This is a genomic window from Nonomuraea sp. NPDC049714 (assembly GCF_044465295.1).
Taxonomy (GTDB): domain Bacteria; phylum Actinomycetota; class Actinomycetes; order Streptosporangiales; family Streptosporangiaceae; genus Nonomuraea.
The window spans coordinates 804,114-821,731 of record NZ_JBITLM010000002.1 but is presented as its reverse complement, the minus strand read 5'-3'; the positions used below and the strand labels follow the sequence as shown (position 1 = coordinate 821,731).

Here is a 17,618-nt window from a genome sequence, read left to right as displayed (position 1 = left end):
AGACAACCAGAAGGCATTTCCTGGTGTCTCATTAGGTGACCGTGGTCGCTCAGGACACACTCTGGGGAGAGTGGGCCGGTCGTGAGCGATCACGGTCAGATATTGGGATGCGACCTGTGGCGGCGCTGGGGCACGATAGGCCGTTGGCTCCCGGCACGCGGGGCTTGATTATCCTGAAAGCAGTATGGGAACTCCTGCGTTGTCCTCTCCGCTCTCCGACCTCCATTCCCGCCTGCCCGACCTGATGCCGCGCGACCAGCGGCGACTGCGGCGCAGGCTCGACGGCGTGCGCCGGGTGCGCTCCCGCGAGGCGCGGGAGAAGATCACTGCGGAGATCCTCGCCGACGTCGAGCGGGCCGAGCGGCGGCTGGCCCGCCGCCGTGACGGCATGCCCGTGGTGACCTATCCGGAGAATCTGCCGGTCTCCCAGCGCCGCGACGACATCCTCGCGGCGATCCGCGACAACCAGGTCGTGATCATCGCCGGGGAGACCGGGTCCGGCAAGACCACCCAGATCCCCAAGATCTGCCTGGAGCTCGGCCGCGGCGTCCGCGGCCTGATCGGCCACACCCAGCCGCGCCGCATCGCCGCCCGCACCGTCGCCGAGCGCATCGCCGAGGAGCTCGGCACCGAGCTCGGCCAGGCCGTCGGCTACAAGGTCCGCTTCAACGACCAGGCGAGCGATCGCACCCTGGTCAAGCTGATGACCGACGGCATCCTGCTGGCCGAGCTGCAGACCGACCGGCTGCTGGAGCAGTACGACACCCTGATCATCGACGAGGCGCACGAGCGCAGCCTCAACATCGACTTCATCCTCGGCTACGTCAAGCAGCTCCTGCCCAAGCGCCCCGACCTCAAGGTCATCATCACCAGCGCCACCATCGACCCCGAGCGGTTCTCCCGCCACTTCGACGACGCCCCGATCATCGAGGTCTCCGGCCGCACCTACCCCGTCGAGGTCCGCTACCGCCCGCTCGATGACGAGGACGACCAGACCCAGGGCATCGTCGACGCCTGCCGTGAGCTCATCAGCGAGGGCCCCGGCGACATCCTGGTCTTCCTCAGCGGCGAGCGGGAGATCCGCGACGCCGCCGACGCGCTGGCCAAGGCAGAGTTCCGCAACACCGAGATCCTGCCGCTCTACGCCAGGCTGAGCGCCGCCGAGCAGCACCGCGTCTTCCAGCGCCACACCGGCCGCCGCGTCGTGCTGGCCACCAACGTGGCCGAGACGTCGCTGACCGTCCCCGGCATCAAATACGTCGTCGACCCCGGCTACGCCCGCATCTCCCGCTACAGCCATCGCACCAAGGTGCAGCGCCTGCCCATCGAGGCCATCTCCCAGGCCAGCGCCAACCAGCGCAAGGGCCGCTCGGGCCGCACCTCCGACGGCATCTGCGTCCGCCTGTACGAGGAGGACGACTTCCTCGCCAGGCCGGAGTTCACCGACCCGGAGATCCTGCGCACCAACCTCGCCTCCGTCATCCTGCAGATGACCGCGATCGGGCTGGGCGACATCGAGGGGTTCCCGTTCGTCGAGCCGCCGGACCGCCGCCAGGTCAAGGACGGCGTGAGCCTGCTGCACGAGCTCGGCGCCTTCGACGCCCACGGCGCCATCACCGCCACCGGCCGCAAGCTCGCCAACCTGCCGGTCGACCCGCGCCTGGGCCGCATGGTGCTGGAGGCGGAGAAGAACGGCTGCCTGCGCGAGGTCATGGTGATCGCCTCCGCGCTGTCCATCCAGGACCCGCGCGAGCGCCCCTCGGACAAACAGCAGCAGGCCGACGAGAAACACCGCCGCTTCGCCGACCCCGAGTCCGACTTCCTGTCGTACGTGAACCTGTGGAACCACCTGCGCGACAAGCAGAAGGAGCTGTCCTCCAGCGCTTTCCGCCGCCTGTGCAGGGCCGAGTTCCTCAACTACCTGCGCGTGCGCGAGTGGCAGGACATCTACAGCCAGCTCCGCCAGGCGCTCGGCGCCCACCCGGGCACCGAGACGGCCGACCCCCGTCAGGTGCACGCCGCGCTGCTCGTCGGGCTCCTGTCGAACATCGGCGTCAAGGACGTCATGGACAAGCAGCGGCCGGCCGAGGGCCGCAGACCCATCCAGGAGTACATCGGCGCCCGCAACGCCCGGTTCGCCATCTTCCCCGGCTCGGCCCTGGCCAGGAAGCAGCCACAGTGGGTGATGTCCGCCGAGCTGGTGGAGACCTCACGGCTGTGGGCGCGGGTCAACGCCAAGATCGAGCCCGACTGGGTGGAGCCGCTGGCCCAGCACCTGGTCAAGCGCTCCTACTCGGAGCCGCACTGGGAGAAGAACCAGGGCGCGGTGATCGCGCTGGAGAAGGTCACGCTGTACGGCGTGCCGCTCGTGGTCGGGCGCAAGGTCAACTACGGGCGCATCGATCCGGACCTGTCCCGTGAGCTGTTCATCAGGCACGCCCTGGTCGAGGGCGACTGGGACAGCCACCACACCTTCCTGAAGGCCAACCGCAAGCTCCTCGAAGAGGTGGAGGAGCTCGAGAACCGGGCGCGCCGCCGCGACATCATGGTCGACGACGAGGCCCTGTTCGACTTCTACGACCAGCGGCTGCCCGCCGACGTGGTGTCGGCCCGCCACTTCGACTCCTGGTGGAAGAAGACCCGGGTCGAGCAGCCCGAGCTGCTCACGTACTCGCCCGAGATGCTCGTCAACGAGGGCGCGGACGTCAGCGTCCGCGACTACCCCGACAACTGGCGGCAGCTCGGCCAGCGGATGAAGCTCACCTACCAGTTCGAGCCGGGCGCCGACGCCGACGGCGTGACCGTGCACGTGCCGCTGCAGGTGCTCAACCAGGTCAACTCCGACGGCTTCGACTGGCAGATCCCCGGCCTGCGCGAGGAGCTCATCACCGCGCTGATCAGATCCCTGCCCAAGCAGCTGCGGCGCAACTTCGTGCCCGCCCCCAACTACGCCAAGCAGGTGCTCGCCGCCGTCAAGCAGGGCGCCGAGCCGCTGCTGGAGGCCGTCGAGCGGGAGCTGCTGCGGCTGACCGGCGTCCGCGTGCCGCACGACGCCTGGCAGCTCGACCAGGTCCCCGACCACCTGCGGATCACCTACCGGGTGATCGACGAGCGCAAGCGCACCGTCGCCGAGGACAAGGACCTCGACGCGCTCAAGCGCCGCCTGGCCCCCCGCCTGCGCAAGACCCTCTCGGCGGCGGCCGACGACCTCGAACGGACGGGCCTCCACTCGTGGAGCTTCGGCACCCTGCCCAAGGTGTTCGAGCAGGGCCGGATGAAGGGCTACCCGGCGCTGGTCGACGCCGGCGAGTCCGTCTCCATCAAGATCTTCGAGACGGAGGCGGAGCAGCGCCGCGCCCACTGGCCGGGCACCCGCCGCCTGCTCCTGCTCAACGTCACCAACCCGGCCAGGTCCCTCCTGGGCGGCCTGTCCAACCAGGCGAAGCTGGCCCTGTCCCGCAGCCCGCACGGCGGCGCTGTCGCCCTCTTCGACGACGTCGTCAACGCGGCCGTGGACAAGCTCATGCGCGAAGTCGGCGGCCCCGCCTGGGACCCGGTCGGCTACGACCGCCTCTATCAGCACGTCCGCGCCGGTTTGCATGAGACGGCGGCCGAGGTGCTGGCCAGGGTGGAGCAGATTCTCAGTGTCTGGCACGCGATCGGCGCGCGCCTCGACGGCCTGCGCGCCGGCGCCTCCACCGATGACGTACGCGAGCAGCTCGGCAAGCTCGTCTACCCAGGCTTCGTCACCGCGACCGGCCACGGCCGCCTGTCGGACGTGCTGCGCTATCTCAGAGCCATCGAGCGCCGCCTCACCAAGCTGCCCGAGGAGCCCTGGCGCGACGAGGAGTGGATGGACCGGGTCCACAAGGTCGAGGACGACTACCAGGACCTGCTGGACCGGCTGCACCCGGCGCGGCGCGCCGATCCGGACGTGCGGGAGATCCGCTGGATGATCGAGGAACTACGGGTCAGCTTCTTCGCCCAGACCCTGGGCACGTCGACCCCCGTGTCGGAGAAGCGCATCGGCAAGGCGATGGAACGCCTCATGCCTTGACGGGCTCCACCGTACGGGGCCGGGCTGTGCTCGGCCCACCGTGTGGACGCCTCGGGCCTAAGCCACTGTCTTGAAGATGGAAGTGTCGAGCTCGACACCGATCGGTTGGGGCAACTGGATGGGGGTGCCGAGTGCCACCTGATTGACCGCGCGATAGACACCGTCGTCGATGTCGCTGTAGACGGTGACCGAGGGGGACTTGGCGATCGGGTCGATCAGCAGGTAGATCGGAATGCCGCCGGTCGCATAGAGCAGTGGCTTCTCCGTGCGGTCCCTGCGGGCGCTGCCGTGCGAGACCACTTCGGCGACCATGATCAACGCTGTGGAACGCAGTTCGCGGGTCCCCCAGAGCGGGCAGTCGAGGGGGGCCAGCACGAAGTCGGGCTCGACCGGCTCACGGGGCCCTTCGATGCACACATCGACATTGCCGGCCCATGCCTCCCAGCCCTTCTCATCCATGATCGCATGGAGCGCGCGGTTGAGGCGCATCGCGTGACGACCATGCTCGGGGGTGCCGACAGGGCTCACGATCAGGTTCCCTTCGATGACGTCGGCCCGGAAACCGGGCAGCTCGGGAAGTGCGTCGAACAGCTCACGAGCGGTCTCCGGCATCCGCTTCGTGCTGGTCGGCGCGAACTTGGTGTGCTCGTCATGCCGGGTCATCATGGCCACCATGAATCTGTCCCTTCGTATTCGAACGGGCACGCTCAGTATTTCACGCCCTGCCGCCGAGTGCACCTGTCCGCGGCGGGCTGGGCGGCCAGGTTCGCCAGGGGCTGATCCAGTGCCGGGGGTGGGTCCGTACAGTTGAGGGGTTGTCTGGATGAAGGGAGCTATTGATGATCAAGGCAGTGGTGTTCGACGTCGGCGAGACGCTCATCGACGAGACGCGGATCTGGACGCGGTGGGCGCGCCGGCTGGGGGTGAGCCCGTTCGTGCTGATGGGAGCGCTCGGGGGGATGGCGGCGCTGGACCGTTCGCATCGGGAGGCGTTCGAGCTGGTGCGGCCGGGTCTCGACATCAGTGAGGAGCTGGCGGCGTGGGAGCGGGACGAGCCGGACGATCTGCGCAACCACTTCGACGCCGGCGACCTCTACGGGGATGTGCGGGAGGCGCTGGCGGGGCTGCGGGCGGCCGGATACCAGGTGATCGTGGCCGGGAACCAGCCGACCAGGGCCTATGACGCGCTGGTGAAGATGGAGTTGCCGGTGGACTCGGTGCACACCTCCGACGGATGGGGGGTGTCGAAGCCGGCGCCCGAGTTCTTCGCGAAGGTGGCGGCGGTCGCGGGCAGGGAGCCGGGCGAGGTCCTGTACGTGGGGGACCGGCTGGACAACGACGTGCTGCCGGCCGCGGCGGCCGGGATGCGGACGGCTCTGCTGCGCCGGGGGCCGTGGGGGTTCCTGCACGCGGAGCGGCCGAAGGCGGCGCAGGTCGCCGACGTCATCGTCGACGACCTGCACAGCCTGCTCCCGGTGCTGAGGGGGATGGCCTGAGACAGCCGACGGGCCGCGCGGACTATCCCATCTCGTCGTCGCGTTCGATGTGGATCGCCCGCTCCTCCGACGACAGGTCGCCGCCGTCCGCGCCCCAGTCCTGGCCGAGCTCCCGGCCTTCGGAGTCGGGTTCCAGGCCCTCGTCCGGCTGGGTGAGCCGGTACCCGGGCCGTCGTACCCGCTGCCTGTCAGGCGCCTCCCGCCTCAGCCGCTCGTCCAGCGTGTCCACGTGTTGCGGGTCGTCCTCGCGTATCTCGTGGTTCATGCCCTGGTCGTCGGTCCATTCCGAGACCTCGATGTCCTGCTCGTCGCTGTATCCGAATCGGTCCGGAGGAAGTTCGCTCATACTCGCCCCCTACCCAGGGGACGGGCCGAAACCCTAGGACGCGGACTGGCGTAGCGCCTGCTCCAGCTCTTCCTTGTCCATCTGCGACCTGCCGGGGATGTCGGCCTTCTGCGCCTGCTCGTACAGCTCGGCCTTGGTGGCCCCGCCCAACGGGCCGTTCAGGGCCCGCAGCTCCTCGTCGCGGCGCTGGGCGAAGGCCTCGCCGAGCTCTTCCAGCCGCTTGGCGCCGGACTGCCGGGCCAGCTCGGGCAGGAGCTCGCTCTCCTCCTCCTCGACGTGGTGGCTGACGGAGTCGGCGAGCTTCTCCAGCGTCTCGCGGAACTCCCGGGTGCCGGGCCGCGCCCGCACGAGGGTGTCGAGCAGCACCTCGGCCTCCTTATGCTCCTCCAGTCCGTGGTGGGCGTCGATGCCGGGGTAGACCCGGTCCTCCTCGGCGCGGGCGTGGGCGGTGAGGAGGGCGTGGAGCTCGGCCACGGTGGCGCTCTGGTCGCCCTTGCCGGACTTGAGGCGCGCGAAGAGCTCCTCGACCTTGCGGTGGTCACGGGTGATCAAAGTGATGACGTCGGTAGCCATGAGGTCCGTCGCTACCCCCGATCGCGGAGATCAGGCGTTCTCCAGCACCGGGCTCAGGGGGATCGGCCTGCTGACCGGACGGCGGGCGAGTCTGGCCAGCGTGAAGGCCGCGAGCAGGGTCGCGGCCACGCAAGCGATGCCGCCGGCCTGCAGTGCCGCCCTGGGCCCGAAAGCGTCGCTGAGCCAGCCGAGCGCGGGCCCGCCGAGCGCGCCGGAGGCGGCGCCGACCATGCCGACCGCCGCGATGACCCGGCCGCGCATGGCGTCGGGGCTGTCGAGCTGGGCCCGTGCGGAGACCGCGGTGTCGACCAGGATGGCGCCCGCCGCGATCGGCAGCATGGCTCCGGCGAACGTGGCCAGGGACGGCATCAGCCCGCTGAGCGCCTGCAGCGCGCTGATGGCGAACGCGGCGATCAGCAGGAGCCGGATCGACAGCCGCGGCCGGGAGGCGGTGATGAACCCGCCGACCACGGTGCCGACGGCGAAGACCGTCGACAGCAGGCCGTAGCCGCCCGCGCCCGCCGCCAGGGGGCCCGCGCTCATCGCGGCCATGGTCACCTGGTAGTTGCGGCCCAGGCTGCCGAGCACGAGGGACAGGGCGAGCACCGCGAGCAGCCAGGGCGTGCGCAGCACGTACCGCAGGCCCTCCTTGATCGCGCCGGGCTGCCGTTCGGCGGCGGCGAGCCGGTGGAACTCCGCCGGGCGCATGGCCGCGATCCCGGCGATGACCGCGAAGAAGGTGACGGCGTTGACCAGGAAGAGGCCGCCCTGGCCGGTGAACGGCAGCAGCATGCCCGCCAGCGACATGCCGAGGATGCGGCCCCCGGAGTTGATGATCGAGCCCAGGGCCATGGCGTTCGGCAGGTCGGCCGGTGGCACCACCTCGGCGCCGAACCGGCCGAGCGCGGGCCCGCCGAGCGCCGAGACCACCCCGCCGGCCAGGGCCACGGCGTAGATGGGCAGGACGGATTCCGTACCGGAGAACGCGATGGCCGCCAGCGCGGCTGCGAGCGCGGCGTGCGCGAGCTGGGAGACGATCACCAACGGGCGGCTCGGCAGCCGGTCCGCCAGCGCTCCGCCCCACATGCCCAGCAGCAGCGTGGGCAGCGCCTGCATCACGAGGCTGAGCCCGACACTCGCCGCCGAGCCCGTCAGGGTCAGGACGAGCCAGTTGACGCCGAGCACCTGCATCCAGGTGCCGGTGATGGAGACGAGGTCCGCACCTGCCCAGAGGCGGTAGTTGTGATGACGCAACGCGCGGAAGGTTGAGGAACCGAGTGACAAGACTTGTCCTGTGCTTGAAGGTGCGGACGAGTCTCTGAACACGCTGCTCACAGGACCGAATTTCCGATTTGCCCGGAAAGTGAACTAAATCACCATATAAGGAGGTTTAAGAGGTGCTGCGGGGTTTGTAGCTGCCGGCCAGGCGGGCGAGCTTGAGGCTGAGGTGCAGCGCCAGGCGCTCGCCGCCGTCCTTCAGGTCGGTGCGGGCCAGCTCCTCCACCCGCTGCAGGCGGTAGTAGAGCGAGGTGCGGTGCAGGCGCAGCACGCGGGAGGTGGCGACCGCGCTGCCCGCCAGGTCCAGGTACGTCTCCAGCGTCTCCAGCAGCGGCAGGTGCTGCTCCTGCCCCAGCAGCGGCGCCAGGCCGGGGTGCATCTCGTGGTCGGGCCACCGGCTGAGCATCCGGTAGACGCCCAGCCGCTCCCACGGCACCGAGCGGCCCAGTTCGGGCACCCGTGCCGCCACCTCGGCGGCGTGCCGCGCCTCCGCGTAGGAACCGGCCGCCTCGGCCAGCGCCGGCCTGGGTCGCCCGACCCCGACGACCACCGGGACGGCCAGCGACACGGACAGGGCCGCGTGCAGGTCGTCGGGGGAGACCGGGGGACCCGCGACGAGCAGCGCCGCGTGGTCGTAGCGGACCAGGTGCAGCGGATGGTGACCGCTCAGCCGCCGGCGCAGCGCGAGCAGCCCCTGCTCCAGCGCCAGCCGCAGCGCCTCGTCCGCCTCGCCCGACAGGGGCTTGGCCACCAGCACGGTCACCGCCCGCGCCTGCGGGAAGGCGCCCGCCTCGATGAGCCGGCGGGCGGCGTCGCGCTCGCCGAGCAGCAGCCCGGTGACGGCCTCCAGTTCCCGATGGGAGGCCAGCCCGCTGGCCAGGCTCTCGTGCAGCAGGGCCAGGGCCAGCGCGGGCGCCGCGGCGGCGGCCTCGTCGACCTGGGCGGCGGACATGGCCGGCCCGGCGTCGATGAACCAGAGGAATCCGAGAGGGCCCTCCTCATGGCGTACGGGAACGCAGACGCGCGGCAGCAGGCCGAGGTGGGGCGCGCCCGGGGTGCGCAGCGGGACGGGGGAGTCGTGCGCGCCGGCCGCGCGCAGCCACTGCCGCACCTCGGGTGCGGTGTGCCTGCGCAGGATGGAGTCGCGGCGGGCGTCGTCCATGGCGCCGTTCTGCTCGCTGTAGGCGACGACGCGCTGCATTCGGTCCTCAAGCAGCAGCGGGTGGTCGAGCCGAGCGGCGAGCTCGTCGACGATCCGCTGAAGGTCTGCCACAGATGCCCCCATATGGGTGTTTCGACAAGTGTCGGAACCAGAACTACACGTCTTCCCTACAGTTGTCCGGTGATCTCGGTCAATAAGCTCTATACCGTCAATCCGTGATAGACCCGAAGAAGCTGTTAAAAGGGTTGCTGGCGGCCCTCGTGGTGATCCCGCTGAGCCTGACGGCGACCCCCGCTTCCGCAGCACCCCCCGCTGACGATCCCGAGCACCCCTGGCGGCACGAGCACTGGCCGCGGACCCAGCCCTGGCAGCAGGACGCGCCCGAGGGGGACGCCCAGCTCAGGCAGGGCCGTCCCAAGGGCGGCATCGCGCCGATCGACCCGCAGAACTGGGAGAACCCCGACCACATGACGTGGGCGGACTACAAGAAGATCCCCGGCGCCAACTGGAACGACCCGAGCGCCAAGGGCTCCAAGCGCACCTTCAAGGGCGCGCTGGTCCTGCTCGACTACCCCAACCAGCCGTTCGTGGTGACCCAGCCGCAGGGCTCGACGATCTTCGCCAACCCGAGCGCCCAGGCCCACGACGTGCCCCGTGACCAGGTGGCGAAGTTCTACCAGGACTTCCTCAACACGCCCAACGAGATCAACAAGGGCCACACCATCCACGAGTACTGGATGGAGGACTCCGGCGGGCGCTACGGCGTCGAGCTGACCGGGTTCGGGCCCTACACGATGCCGGGCAAGGACCATGAGTACGCCATGGAGTTCCAGGCCGGCGAAGGCTGCCCGTCAGGCGACGCCTGCGACAAGAACCTGCGCGCGGACGGCAACGCCGCCTGGCTCGCCGACGTCGGCGAGGAGGTCGCCGGGCAGTTCGACTTCGTCTTCTACCTGAGCGCCGGCCAGGACGAATCGTCCACCTGGCAGGAGTTCGGCATGATGAAGTTCCCCACGAAGGAGGACGTGCCTGACGAGTGGGGTCCCGAAGGCGACGACAGCCTGCCCAACTGGTCCAGGACCCGCTACGTCGAGTGGACCTCCTGGCAGGCCGGATCCACCTTCTGGCCCAACGCCCGCTTCGGCGTCGACTCCGTCCAGGCCGAGAGCTCGGGCATGGGCGTCTACGCCCACGAGCTGAGCCACATCATGGGCATCGCCGACAACTACAACAATCCGTACGGCGTGCCGCCGCGACGGGCGTACACCGGCATCTGGGAGATGCTCAGCCGGGGCAGCTTCAACGGCCCCGGCGGCCCGCACTCCCGCTGGCTGATCCCGCCCACCTCCGGCGCGTCCATGGGCGCCCAGCACATGCTGCGCAACAAGATCAAGCTGGAGATGGTCGACGAGCAGCACGTCCTGCGCCTGTCGCGCGAGGCGCTGGACGAGTCCGGCCTGGTCACCGCCAGGGTCACGGCCCGCGCCGTGCAGCCGGGCAGGAACGGGCTGACCGGCGTCAACATCGCCTTCGACACCGGCGACAAGGCCCCGTCCTGCGACACGCGGACCGACCCGCTCTGTGACGGCGGCGGGTACGACAACTACACGGTCGAGGTCGTGGACCGGATGGGCACCGACTCCTTCACCCCCGACTCCGGCGTGCTGCTGGCCAAGACCAAGAACGCCGACCGGGCCCCCTTCGAGTGGGTGATCGACGCCAACCCGCAGGACATCGGCATGACGGACTACGTGATGCCCGACGGGACCAAGGTGCCGATCACGGTCGGCGACTACCGCCAGCTGTCCGACGCCCTCTTCCACGCCGGCACCGACTCCGGCAGCGAGTACGAGTACGTGGACGAGGCCAACCGGCTGCACTTCTACGTCACCGACGTGAAGCGCGACCGCGAGGGCGTGCTCTCCTACACGGTCGCCGTCCGCTCCCTGGACGGCGCGGGACCGCAGCGGCGCGGCGTCAGGCTGCTGCCCGCCGCCGGCGTCCCGTCCGGCAAGAACATCTCCACCTGCAAGTTCCCGCTGTTCAACACCGGCAGGGCGGTCCCCGCGCAGGGGCAGCACCCGGAGGACGTCAGCGCCCACCTGAACTCCGACGTCTACCGGCTCAAGGCGGAGGTCTCCGGCAAGGGCTGGACCGCCCAGACGCCCAACGCCCTGGCCGCCGTCGACTTCGGCGAGCGCGCGACGGTGACCGTCAACGCCGTGCGCGACGCGGGCGGCGCCCGGCTCGGCCGGGTCAAGCTGACCGCGACTTCGGAGAGCGATCCCGACAAGACGGTGACGGCCACCTGTCACGTGATCGGCTTGTAGGTGAACGATGGGGTACGGTCGGCGCGGGCCGTGCCCCATCGGCTTGAATCACCCCCAGAAAGGGGGACGCGGTAGGTGTCAGACGAGGTGGACACGCCACGGCGCGGGAGGCCACGGGGCGGGAAGTTAGGGGTGGCCGCACCCGCCGCCGCGGGGATCGCGGCGGCCGCGGCCAGCATCCTCGCCGCGTCACTCGAATGGGAGATCCCGCCGATGGCCAAGGTGGGCGTGACGGCGGCGGCGGCGCTCCTGGTGGGCGTCGCCACCTGGGCCACCACCACGACGCGCCCCAAGCCCGTCACCCCCGCCGAGCCGTCCTCCCGCCCGCCCGACCAGTGGCCGCCTGTGCCCGAGCACTTCACCGGGCGCGTCGAGGCGCTCGCCGAGCTGCGCGAGGTCTTCGCCGCCCGCCGCAAGTCCGCCGCCGTCGGCTCGCCGCCGCTGGTGGTCTCGGTGTACGGCAGGGGCGGCGTCGGCAAGTCGGCCCTCATCACCCGGTTCGGGGAAGAGGTCGCCGACCGGTTCCCCGACGGCCGCCTCTACGCCGATCTGCGCGGCGGCGTCGACGCCCCGGTGCGCCCCGACGAGGTGCTGATCGGATTCCTGCGGGCGCTGGGCGTCCGGCTGACGACCGACCCGGGCGGCCTGGAGGAGCTGCGCAAGCTCTGGCTGACCTGGACCAAGGGCCGCAGGATCCTCATCGGCCTGGACAACGCCCACAGCGCCGAGCAGGTCAAGGCGCTGATCCCGGCCGAGCGCGGCTGCGCCGTGCTGGTCACCTCCCGCCAGCCGCTGTTCCTGAACGGCACCTACGACACCCAACTCGGCGTGTTCAGCGAGGCGCACGGCGTCGAGCTGCTGGCCCGGCTCGCCGGCGGCGCCAGGGTGGTGGACGACCTCGACTCGGCCAAGCGCATCGTCCGGCAGTGCGACCACCTGCCGCTGGCGATCAACATCTGCGGCGGCCGGCTGGCCACCCGGGCCCAGTGGACGCTGCGCCAGATGGCCGACCGGCTGGCCGACGTACGCCGCCGCCTCGACCAGCTGGAGCTGGCCCCCACGGTGGACAAGAGCGTGCGGGCCTCGGTGCAGCTCAGCTACGACGACTGCACCGGCATGCAGCGCCGCCTGCTGCGCCAGCTCAGCGCCCTCAGCTCGGCCCCCGACGTGCCCGGCTGGGTGGCGGGCGAGCTGCTCGACATCTCCGGGCTCGACGGCGCCGACCAGCTGGAGGCGCTCATCGACGCGCAGCTGGCCGAGTGCTCGGGCACCGACGGCACCGGCACGCTGCGCTACCGGCTGCACGACCTGGTCTCCCTGTTCGCCGCCGAGCTGGCCGTGGGCGACGACCAGGACCGGCGCCGCGACGCCATCGAACGCGTGCTGCACGGCTACCGCCGCCGCGCCGAGGCCGCCGCCCAGAACCGCTGGCCACAGGACTGGAGCAAGGCCGGCCGCCGCTCCGACGCCGAGGGCCAGACCCACGCCGGCGACTGGCTGAACGCCGAGCGGCTCACCCTGATGTCCATGGTCCACCTGGCCAGGCAGCTGGAGATGTGGGAGCTGACCTGGGGGCTGGCCAGGGCGTTCTGCTCGTTGTGCCACTCGCTGCGCGCCTACTGGGCCGACTGGCACGCGGTCGCCGACCTCGGCTGCGAGGCCGCGGCCCAGGCGGGGGACCGGCGCGCCCAGGCCATCTCGATGCTCGACCGCGCCGCCGTACAGGGTGGGCAGGGTGGGCAGGAGCGGGGGCGCGCGGACGCCGAGTGGGCGCTGGAGGTGTTCACCGAGCTGGGTGAGACGTGGTGGGCGGCCAGGGCGATGCGCGCGGTCGGCATGACGCTGTTCAGCGACGGCCACCTGGACCGCGCGCAGGAGTACCTCATCGGCGCGATCACCGCGTTCAAGGGGGAGGAGGACTTCTGGTGGATGGCCCGCACCCAGCGCAACCTCGCCGAGATGCGGCTGGCGGAGCGGCGCCCCGAGGAGGCCAGGCAGTTGCTGGAGGACTCGCTGGAGGTGTTCGAGCGGATGGGCAACCGCTACTCCGAGGCGCAGACGCTGCGCGTCTACGGGGAGGTGCTCGCCGCCCAGGCCCGCGGCCTGCACCGCGCGGGCGAGCACCGGTCGGCCAGGGACGACTTCATCAAAGCGAGCTTCAGCCTGGACCGGGCCGGCGAGATGTTCAAGCAGCGCGGGGAGCTGTGGGAGGAGGCCCGCTGCCTGCGCGCCGCCGGTGAGGTCGGCGACCCGTCCAACGGCCTGCGCGAGCTGGACATGGCGCGGCGGGCCGAGGAGATGCTGGAGGCGCTCGGCGACTCCTGGGGGGTGGCCCGCAGCGCCGTCTCCCTCGGCAGGGTGCTCGGCCGGCTCGGCCGGATGGCGGAGTCCGAGCAGGAGCTGCGCGGGGCCGTGCGCGCCTTCGAGGAGCTGGGCGACCGCTGGTGGATGGCGCGCAGCCTGCTCTACCTGGGCGAGGCGTACCTCGACAACGGCGGACGCGGCGCGGCCGTGCCCCCGCTCACGCAGGCCAGGGACATCTACCGGAGCCTGGGCAACGAGGCCGGCATGCGCAGGACGCTGGAGCTGCTCAGACGAGCGGGGACCTGAGCAGCTCGCCCGCCGCCTGCCTGGCCTCGTGGATGCTCCGCTCGAACAGCATGCGCACGTGCGTGGCCTGGTCGGCCAGCTCCTTGATGTGGGCGTGGGCCAGGTCGTCGCGGACGGTGTCGGCGATCAGCCGCTGATAGTCGGGGGTGCGCGCGGCCAGCGCCTCCAGCCGGCGGTGCGCGTGGAAGACCTTGTCGGCCTTCACCACCTGCTTGGCGTAGCGCTCCAGGTGGCGCACCCGCTTCGACAGCGACGTCCAGGCCGCGTCGAGGGCCGTGCTGTAGGGCTTGAACGCGTCCTCCAGGCCCGACGGCAGGTCGCGGGGGACCAGCTTGCCGTGCTCGGCGTGCATGGCCGACAGCTTCGCCAGCCGCTGCGCGATCTGCCACACCTCCTCCGGCAGCGACACCCGGTTGCCGACCGTGTCGATCAGCCCGGCCTGGTGCACCTGGGAGCCCAGGACGGCGGCGCAGGCGTCCTGCGCGCGGCGCAGCAGCACCTGGCAGGGGTAGTCGAGGTCCTCGGGCAGGATGTACCGGTCCGCGTACTCGTAAGCGAGCCCGAGCCGCCGCCTGGCGGTGCGGTTGGCGTTGTCGGTCACCACCCAGCGCATCAGGGCGATCATGCCCATGCCCGCCCCCGCGACGACCACTGCGGCCGGGCTGTAGGTCACCAGCCAGATCAACAGCAGGAAGCCGGGTAAGACGAACAGCCAGGTGGGGTTGTGCGGGGACTCCATCCGCCGGCCCGTGCGTGCCATGCGGAGCACATGAGGGTTCGACCGCAACTCGACCGCGACATCAGGGGGCAGGGATGGATCGACAACCAGCCGAGGGGGCAGAGCTCGCGGATCCATACGTTCATGCTGCGTTATGAACCTCGAATCCGCTGAGATTTTGGCCGACATATAGGGTCAACCTGGTGAACGCGAACACGAGATGGATCGATCTGGCAGGCGCCGTCAACGTACGTGACCTGGGCGGGCTGCCCACCCGTGACGGCGGCGTCACCCGAAGTGGCCGGATCATGCGCGCTGACAATCTCCAGGGACTCACCGAAGCCGACGTGTCGCGGCTGGTCGGCGACCTCAAACTCCGCCACGTCGTGGACCTCCGCTCGACGGCCGAGGTCACCCTGGAGGGCCCCGGCCCGCTGACCACGGTGCCCGAGGTGACCCACCACCACCTCACCCTGTTCGCCGAGAGGGGCAGGCACACCGACGTCGAGGCCGACAGCATCGACGGCGACCGGGTGCTGCCCTGGCACGAGCGCCAGGAGGACACCGAGCTGCGCGTCACCGGCTTCTACTACGGCTACCTGCGTGACCGGCCCGACGCGGTGGTGGCGGCGCTGCGGGCGATGGCGCTGGACGACGGCGCGGCCGTGGTGCACTGCGCGGCGGGCAAGGACCGTACGGGCGTGCTGTCGGCGCTCGCGCTCGACGTGGCGGGCGTCACCCGGGAGGCGATCGTCGAGGACTACGCGGCCACCGGGGAGCGCCTGGAGCTGATCCTGCGGCGGCTGCGCGGCAGCCTCACCTACCGCGACGATCTGGACTCGCGCCCGGCCGACGACCACATGCCGCGGCCGCGCTACATCGAGCAGTTCCTCAGCGTGCTGGACGAGCGCTTCGGCGGGCCGCAGGGATGGCTGGCGCGCAACGGCTGGACCGCCGACGACACCGCCGCCATGCACGCCCGCCTGCGCGAGTGACCCAGCCGATCCGCTGACCCCAGCCGATCCGCTGACCCAGCCGGTCCGCCGGCTCAGCCCGTCCGCACCACGATCCCCTGCGTCGCCGACAGCTTCGCCGCCTCGATCACCGCCAGCGTCTCCAGCGCGCTGTCCGCGCTCACCGGCGGCGGCGCTCCGGTTCGCAACGCCGTCGCGACGCCGCGGTAGAAGTCGAGGTAGGCGCCGGACTCGGTGGGCACCCGGCGCGAGTCGGCGTCCGTGCCGGCGATGCCCCACCGCTCCTCGCCCTCGTCGCCGAAGCCCGCCGCCAGCGGCGACGCGCCCGCGCGCAGCCGCTCCTCCTGGACGTCCAGGCCATCCTTGACGTACGCCCCGGCGCTGCCGAGCACCCGGAAGCGCGGCCCGAGCCTGGCCGCCATGGCGCTCACCCACAGATGCGAGCGGGTGCCGCCGTCGTGCTTGAGCGCGATGAAGGTGTCGTCGTCGGCCGCCACCCCCTCGCGCCGTACGTCGCTCTCGCAGTAGACCTCCCGCGCCGGCCCCAGCAGCCGCACCGCCTGGTCGACCAGATGGCTGCCGAGGTCGTACAGCAGGCCCCCGACCTCCTCGGCGCCGCCCGCCTCGCGCCAGCCGCCCTTGGGGGCCGGCCGCCACCGCTCGAACCGCGACTCCAGCCGCAGCACCCGGCCCAGTGCCCCCTCGTCGAGCAGCCGGCGCACGGTGAGGAAGTCGCCGTCCCAGCGCCGGTTGTGGAAGACGCTCAGCATGAGCCCCCGCTCCCGGGCCAGCTCCACCACCCCGCGCGCCTCCTCGACGGTCCGCGCGAAGGGCTTGTCCACGACCACCGCCTTGCCGTGCGCCAGCGCCTCGGTGGCCACGGCCACGTGGGTCCGGTTCGGGGACGCGACGACGACGAGGTCGCACAGCCCCCACAACCGCGCCACCTCGTCCACGCCCGCCGCCCCGTAACGGGCGCGCACCTTGGCCTGCCGCTCCGGATCGCGCGTCACCACAGCCGTCAGCCGCAGCCCGTCGGCCGCCTCGATCAGCGGCGCGTGGAAGACGGCCCCAGCGGTCCCATAGCCGACCAACCCCACCCGGATCTCATCCATCGCCCCAGGCTAGGCCTATTCGTCGTCGCGTTCGGCGAGGAACCGCTCGAACTGGGCGGCCAGTTCGTCCCCCGTGGGCATCGGCGTGCTGTCGGCCATGAGGTTCTCACGGTCCGAGCCCCCCGCGAAGGCGTCGTACTGCTGCTCCAGCCCGGTGATCGCGCTGGACAGCTCGGCGGAGGACTGGATCTGCTCCTCGATCTCCGCCGTGGTGCGCTGAGCCGCCTCACGCAGTCCGTCCATCGGGAAGACCAGGCCGGTGTTGCGCGTGATCGCCTCCAGCGCGGCGACCGCCGCGCTCGGGTATTCGGCCTGCGAGAGATAGTGCGGGACGTGCACCGCGTAGCCGACCACGTCGTGCCCGGCGGCGCCGAGCCGGAACTCCAGCAGCGCGGCGGCACTGCCCGGCACCTGGACGCGGCCGAACGCGCTGGTCTGCGGGTTGATCAGCTCGGGCCGGCTGGCGTGCACGGTGACGCCGAGCGGGCGGGTGTGCGGCACGGCCATCGGGATGCCGTGCAGGGTCACCAGTCTGCTCACGCCCAGCCGCTTGACCAGCGTGCCGACCGCCCGGGTGAACAGCTCCCACTCCCCGTCCGGCTCCGGGCCGCTGAACAGCAGGAACGGAGTGCCCGTCGCGTCCTTGACGCTGTGGACGATCAGCTCGTGGCTCTCACACTCCACCCATCTGTCGGTGTCGAAGGTCATGATCGGCCGTCGCGAGCGATAGTCGATCAACCGGTCCACGTCGAACGTCGCGACAACCCGGTGCTCCAGCTCGGCCAGCAGGTGCCCCAGCGCGAGGCGCCCAGTGGAGCCGGCATCGACAAAACCGTCGAAGTGGTACAGCAATACCGGATCGGCCAGCTCGGGGACGTCATCGGCGAGCTCATATAGATCCGTCGGGTCGAACACGGTTGGACAGCCTTTCCCTAGGTACTCTCATCCAGAACCTACGG

The 17,618-nt window shown here is 71.0% G+C and carries 13 protein-coding genes; 5 read left to right on the top strand and 8 right to left on the bottom strand.

Annotation, left to right across the window (positions count from 1 at the left end; translation table 11 throughout):
* The first annotated feature begins 184 nt into the window (after nt 1-184).
* Nucleotides 185-4,057 (top strand): ATP-dependent RNA helicase HrpA, encoded by a 3,873-nt coding sequence (gene hrpA, locus ACIBQX_RS10685; RefSeq protein WP_397002878.1) that lies wholly within the window; start codon nt 185-187, stop codon nt 4,055-4,057.
* A 57-nt stretch (nt 4,058-4,114) separates the two neighbouring features.
* Here the strand turns inward: hrpA and ACIBQX_RS10680 are convergent, their stop codons facing one another.
* On the bottom strand, nt 4,115-4,732 hold the full coding sequence (locus ACIBQX_RS10680; RefSeq protein WP_397002876.1) for a Uma2 family endonuclease: 618 nt from the start codon (nt 4,730-4,732) through the stop codon (nt 4,115-4,117).
* Between the two features lie 164 nt (nt 4,733-4,896).
* On the opposite strand from ACIBQX_RS10680, the gene ACIBQX_RS10675 reads away from it, so the two are divergent.
* A complete protein-coding gene (locus tag ACIBQX_RS10675) occupies nt 4,897-5,553 on the top strand; it encodes an HAD family hydrolase (RefSeq protein ID WP_397002874.1) in 657 nt (218 codons plus the stop codon).
* Nucleotides 5,554-5,575: 22 nt separating this feature from the next.
* Here ACIBQX_RS10675 and ACIBQX_RS10670 read toward each other — a convergent pair whose 3' ends face one another.
* The 4 genes from ACIBQX_RS10670 to ACIBQX_RS10655 all read right to left on the bottom strand — a co-directional run bounded on the left by ACIBQX_RS10670 (nt 5,576) and on the right by ACIBQX_RS10655 (nt 9,023).
* The gene (locus ACIBQX_RS10670) at nt 5,576-5,899 is read right to left on the bottom strand and encodes a DUF5709 domain-containing protein (RefSeq protein ID WP_397002872.1); all 324 of its coding nucleotides are present in this window, start codon (nt 5,897-5,899) and stop codon (nt 5,576-5,578) included.
* Between the two features lie 33 nt (nt 5,900-5,932).
* The gene (locus ACIBQX_RS10665) at nt 5,933-6,472 is read right to left on the bottom strand and encodes a hemerythrin domain-containing protein (protein WP_397002870.1); all 540 of its coding nucleotides are present in this window, start codon (nt 6,470-6,472) and stop codon (nt 5,933-5,935) included.
* Nucleotides 6,473-6,502: 30 nt separating this feature from the next.
* Entirely contained in the window at nt 6,503-7,798 is a 1,296-nt protein-coding gene (locus ACIBQX_RS10660) for an MFS transporter (protein WP_397003859.1), read from the bottom strand.
* 64 nt (nt 7,799-7,862) lie between these two features.
* The gene (locus tag ACIBQX_RS10655) at nt 7,863-9,023 is read right to left on the bottom strand and encodes a PucR family transcriptional regulator (protein ID WP_397002868.1); all 1,161 of its coding nucleotides are present in this window, start codon (nt 9,021-9,023) and stop codon (nt 7,863-7,865) included.
* Between the two features lie 104 nt (nt 9,024-9,127).
* Between ACIBQX_RS10655 and ACIBQX_RS10650 the strand changes: the two genes are divergently transcribed.
* Entirely contained in the window at nt 9,128-11,242 is a 2,115-nt protein-coding gene (locus tag ACIBQX_RS10650; RefSeq protein ID WP_397002867.1) for a M6 family metalloprotease domain-containing protein, read from the top strand.
* Between the two features lie 132 nt (nt 11,243-11,374).
* Nucleotides 11,375-13,852 (top strand): ATP-binding protein, encoded by a 2,478-nt coding sequence (locus tag ACIBQX_RS10645; protein WP_397002865.1) that lies wholly within the window; start codon nt 11,375-11,377, stop codon nt 13,850-13,852.
* Here ACIBQX_RS10645 and ACIBQX_RS10640 read toward each other — a convergent pair.
* Nucleotides 13,833-14,612, bottom strand: coding sequence for a hypothetical protein (locus ACIBQX_RS10640; protein ID WP_397002863.1), 780 nt, complete (start codon nt 14,610-14,612; stop codon nt 13,833-13,835). The two genes, ACIBQX_RS10645 and ACIBQX_RS10640, sit on opposite strands and share 20 nt — an antisense overlap.
* A gap of 161 nt (nt 14,613-14,773) precedes the next feature.
* Between ACIBQX_RS10640 and ACIBQX_RS10635 the strand changes: the two genes are divergently transcribed.
* Nucleotides 14,774-15,565: a tyrosine-protein phosphatase gene (locus ACIBQX_RS10635; RefSeq protein ID WP_397002862.1), complete on the top strand. Its 792-nt coding sequence runs from the start codon at nt 14,774-14,776 to the stop codon at nt 15,563-15,565.
* Nucleotides 15,566-15,618: 53 nt separating this feature from the next.
* Here ACIBQX_RS10635 and ACIBQX_RS10630 read toward each other — a convergent pair whose 3' ends face one another.
* Nucleotides 15,619-16,659, bottom strand: a complete 1,041-nt coding sequence (locus ACIBQX_RS10630; protein ID WP_397002861.1) for a Gfo/Idh/MocA family oxidoreductase — start codon at nt 16,657-16,659, stop codon at nt 15,619-15,621.
* 15 nt (nt 16,660-16,674) lie between these two features.
* Nucleotides 16,675-17,574 (bottom strand): proteasome assembly chaperone family protein, encoded by a 900-nt coding sequence (locus ACIBQX_RS10625; RefSeq protein WP_397002860.1) that lies wholly within the window; start codon nt 17,572-17,574, stop codon nt 16,675-16,677.
* Nucleotides 17,575-17,618 lie beyond the last annotated feature (44 nt).